Source organism: Verrucosispora sp. SN26_14.1, assembly GCF_004307965.1.
Classification (GTDB): Bacteria; Actinomycetota; Actinomycetes; order Mycobacteriales; family Micromonosporaceae; genus Micromonospora.
In genome coordinates this window covers 1-4251 of record NZ_SISL01000490.1, presented here as the reverse complement: position 1 = coordinate 4251, position 4251 = coordinate 1, and the positions used below count along the sequence as shown (strand labels likewise).

At 73.2% G+C, this 4251-nt stretch carries 4 protein-coding genes and 1 pseudogene; 2 read left to right on the top strand and 3 right to left on the bottom strand.

Annotated elements, in window-relative coordinates; translation table 11 throughout:
• Together EYA84_RS27690 and EYA84_RS27685 are read right to left on the bottom strand one after the other, a co-directional pair.
• Positions 1 to 802: ribokinase (locus EYA84_RS27690; protein WP_131056779.1), on the bottom strand; the 802-nt coding region annotated here is incomplete at its 3' end.
• Between the two features lie 110 nt (positions 803 to 912).
• Complete coding sequence (locus EYA84_RS27685; protein ID WP_131056777.1) at positions 913 to 1755, bottom strand: ABC transporter ATP-binding protein; 843 nt, start codon at positions 1753 to 1755, stop codon at positions 913 to 915.
• A 97-nt stretch (positions 1756 to 1852) separates the two neighbouring features.
• On the opposite strand from EYA84_RS27685, the gene EYA84_RS27680 reads away from it, so the two are divergent.
• Both EYA84_RS27680 and EYA84_RS27675 read left to right on the top strand, forming a co-directional pair.
• Entirely contained in the window at positions 1853 to 2860 is a 1008-nt protein-coding gene (locus tag EYA84_RS27680; protein ID WP_131056775.1) for an ABC transporter ATP-binding protein, read from the top strand.
• Positions 2857 to 3867 (top strand): ABC transporter permease subunit, encoded by a 1011-nt coding sequence (locus tag EYA84_RS27675; protein WP_131056773.1) that lies wholly within the window; start codon positions 2857 to 2859, stop codon positions 3865 to 3867. The genes EYA84_RS27680 and EYA84_RS27675 overlap by 4 nt, the downstream gene beginning before the upstream one ends.
• Before the next feature lie 80 nt (positions 3868 to 3947).
• Here EYA84_RS27675 and EYA84_RS27670 read toward each other — a convergent pair.
• Positions 3948 to 4251 (bottom strand): annotated as a pseudogene (locus EYA84_RS27670) (ROK family protein); the annotation flags it as partial.

Genomic DNA, 4251 nt, shown 5'->3' with positions numbered 1-4251 from the left:
CCCAGCGGACCGCGTCGACCAGGTCCCGGCCCTCGCCCCAGGCCACCGCGAGCGCGGCCGTGAACGCGTCCCCGGCGGCCGTCGAGTCCACCGTGTCCACCGGTACGGCGGGCACGTGCGCGGCGACACCGTCCCGGTCGCCGTACCAGGCGCCCTGCGCGCCGAGGGTGAGCACCGCCCGGGGCACCAGGTCGAGCAGCGCCTGCGGCTCGTCCCGGCCCCGACCGGTGTACGTCTGCGCCTCGTTCTCGTTGACCACCAGCAGGTCCACGGCGGCCAGCAGGTCCGGCGGCAACGGAACGGCCGGCGCGGCGTTGAGCACCACCCGGGTGCCGGCCGCCCGGGCGGCCACCGCCGCCTCGGTCACCGTCTCCACCGGGATCTCCAACTGGGCGACCAGCACGTCCGCGTCCCGTACGGCGGCCAGTTCGCCCTCGGTGAGCGCGGTCATCGAGCCGTTCGCGCCCGGCGTCACCAGGATCGCGTTCTCGCCCGCGGCGTTGACCATGACCAGGGCCACCCCGGAGGCGCCGTAACTGGTGCGGAGGTGGCTGGTGTCGACCCCGGCGGCGGCGATCCGGGCCCGCAGGGTCACCCCGAACGAGTCGGAACCGATCGCGCCGAGGAAGGTGCTGGCGGCACCCGCGCGGGCGGCGGCGATGGCCTGGTTCGCCCCCTTGCCGCCGGGCACCGTGACGAAGTCGGTGCCGAGCGTGGTCTCCCCCGGCCGGGGCAGGGCCGGGGCGGTGGCGACCAGGTCCATGTTCGCGCTGCCCACCACGGCGACCCGGGTCTGGGGCACGAAAGCCTCCTCCGGCTCGCTCGTGTGGCTGGCTCGTGCTGGCTGGCTCGTCTGAGGTGAAAGGAGGGGTCCCCTGCTATACCGCAGGCGTTAGCAGGGGACCCCTCCTTTCACGCGGCACGGGCGGTGTACCGCTCGCCGTGGCGTTCGACCAGCAGCGGCAGGCCGAAGGTCTTGGTCAGGTTGTCGGCGGTGAGGACGTCGGCCAGCAGCCCCTGGGCCATCACGGCGCCGTCGCGCAGCAGCAGCGCGTGGGTGAAGCCGGGCGGGATCTCCTCCACGTGGTGCGTGACGAGCACCAACGCCGGGGCGTCCGGGTCCTGGGCCAGCTCGGCGAGCCGGCCCACCAGGTCCTCGCGGCCGCCGAGGTCGAGCCCGGCCGCCGGTTCGTCCAGCAACAGCAGCTCCGGGTCGGTCATCAGCGCCCGGGCGATCTGCACCCGCTTGCGCTCGCCCTCGGAGAGCGTGCCGTACGTCCGGTCGGTCAGCGCGCCGACCCCGAGCTGGTCGAGCAGCGCCCGGGCCCGGGTTTCGTCGGCTGGGTCGTAGCTCTCCCGCCAGCGGCCCACCACCGACCAGGCCGCGGTCATCACCACGTCCACGGCCCGCTCGTCGGCGGGCAGACGCTCGGCGAGCGCGGCGGTGGCGAGCCCGATGCGGGTACGCAGCTCGGTCACATCGGTGCGGCCGATCCGCTCGCCCAGCACGTGTGCGGTGCCGGTGGTCGGGTGCAGCCGCCCGGCGGCGAGGTTGAGCAACGTGGTCTTGCCGGCGCCGTTGGGGCCCAGCACCACCCAGCGTTCGTCCAGTTCGACCCGCCAGTCCACATCGTGCAGCAGGGCGGTGCCGGACCGGCGTACGGCGACGCCGTCGAGGCTGACCACCAGATCCGCGTCCACGGGTGAGGGGGCGGGGGTGGCGCCACCGGCGCCAGGGATCAGGTCACCAGTCACCCGCCCATCCAACCACGCAGCAGCGGGCTGCCCCCACGGGCGTACGCGCCCGCCGTAGGGTGGGGCGCCGTGTCATTGCTCACCCGAAGGGCGGCTCATGGCGAGTGCGGTCATCGAGATCGACGGTCTACGGAAGACCTTCCGTAGCCTGCGTCGGGGCAGCCGCGTCGCGGTCGACGGCTTCGACCTGCTGGTCGAGGCCGGTCAGGTGCACGGGTTCCTCGGCCCGAACGGGTCGGGCAAGACGACCACGTTGCGGGCGCTGCTCGGGCTGGTACGCGCCGACCAGGGCCGGATGCGGGTGCTCGGCGCCTCCGCCCCGGAGCAGTTGCCCCAGGTGGCGGGCCGGGTGGGCGCGATCGTGGAGAGTCCGCAGTTCTTCGGCAACTTCACCGCGTACCGCACGCTGCGGCTGCTCGCGCTGGCCGGTGGCGTACCGATCGCCCGGGTCGACGACGTGCTGGAGCAGGTCGGTCTGCTCGACCGGGCGCACGAGCGGGTCAAGGGTTACTCGCTCGGCATGAAGCAGCGTCTGGCGGTGGCCTCGGCGCTGCTCAAGCAACCGGAGCTGTTGATCCTCGACGAGCCGGCGAACGGGCTGGACCCGGCGGGCATCCGGGAGATGCGTGACCTGATGCGGGCGCTGGCCGAGCGCGGCGTGACCGTGCTGGTGTCCAGCCACATCCTGGCCGAGATCCAGGTGATCTGCGACCACGTCACGATCATCTCGCGGGGGCGACGGGCCGCCAGCGGTCCGGTGGCGGAGGTGCTCGCCGGCCACGACCGGCACGAGTGCCTGGTCCGCGCCGACGACCTGGGCCGGGCCGAGGAGTTGCTGGTGGCCGCCGGGTGGGCGGTCACCGGGCACGCCGACCACCTGGTGGTGGACGGGGTGCCGGATCCGGCGCTGGTCAACCGGACGCTGGGCGAGCAGGGCGTCTGGGTACGCGAACTGACGCCGCTGCGCCCGGATCTGGAGAGCGTCTTCCTGGATCTGACCGGCGCACCGGGGCCGGTGGGGGTGCCCCGGCAGGTGCACGACACGTCGGACGACCCGACCGTCGGCCGGGAGATCGACCTCGGCGTCCGGGAGGTGGGCGCGTGAACCTGATCCGTGCCGAGGCGGAACGGTTGGCGGCCCGCCGTTTCGTCCAGCTCATGGTGGCGTTGTTGGCGCTGGCCTTCGTGGTCACCGCCGGCACCACGATCGCCGGTTCGCACAGTCCCAGTCCGGCCGAGTTGGCCGCGGCCCAGCGACAGGCCGCCGACGACCGGCGCGGACTGGAGTTGGAGCACGACCGGTGCCTGGCCCGACAGCAGGGTTCGCCGCCCCGGGAGGAGGACGGCTACCTGCCGGCCGACTGCAGCGAGGTCGATCCGGCGCTCCGGGACCGGTTGCCGGTGGCGGCCGACTACCTCGACGGCGTGTTCACCTTCACCCGGCAGGCCGAGCCGCTGTTGTACTTCCTCGTGGCGTTCCTGGTGCTGTTCGGTTTCCTGGTGGGGGCCTCGGCGATCGGCGCCGACCTGAACTCCGGCGGCGTGGTGAACCTGTTGCTGTGGCGACCGCGCCGGATGACGGTGCTGGGCACCAAGCTCGGCACGCTGCTCGGGGCGGTGCTGGCCCTGTCCCTGCTCGCCTCGGCGACCTACCTGGTCACCTTCTGGACGATCGCCCAGTTGGCCGGCCATCCCGGCCCGACGAATCCGACGTTCTGGGGCAGCCTGGGCGCGATCTGGGTCCGGGGCCTGGTGCTGGTGCTCCTGGCCACGGCGATCGGCTTCGCCGTGGCCACGATGGGCCGGCACACCTCGGCGGCACTCGGGGCGGTGGCCGCGTACCTGGTGGTGTGGGAGTTGGGCGGCCGGATCGTGCTGGAGATCGTCGGGACGCCCCGACCCGACCAACTCATGCTGACCAGTTACGTCTGGGCGTGGCTCACCGGCAGGGTCGAGCTCTGGGACGACAGCGCCTGCACCAATCTGCTCTCCAGCTACTGCGACGGTCTCTACACGCTGACCTGGCGACCGGCACTGGCCGTGCTGTTGTCGCTCACCGTCGGGCTCACCGTGGCCGCCTTCGCGCTGTTCCGGCGCCGCGACCTGACCTGAGCGCCGGCCCGGAGGCGACAACTCCTTGCCACCTCCGGGCCGATGCTGAAGACTTCCTTCACATGGACGGCATCGGCGGCTCAGCCGACCGTGGAGCCGAAGACCTCGTCCCGGACGGCGTCCAGCGCGGTCCGCAACGCCCCGTGCACGATCGGTTCCTCGGTCAGCCCGGTGGACACCACCCGGGGGCGGACCAGCGTGATGGCGGCCACCTCGTGCTGTACCCGTTCGGCCAACGCCGCCCCGCCGGCCTGCCCCACCTCACCGGCGAGCACCACCAGCGGCGGGTCCAGCACCACGCAGGTGCTCGCCACGCCCAGGGCCAGCCGACGGGCCACCTCGTCGAGCATCGGTCCGCCGGCGGTGCCGTCGGCGATCGCGGCG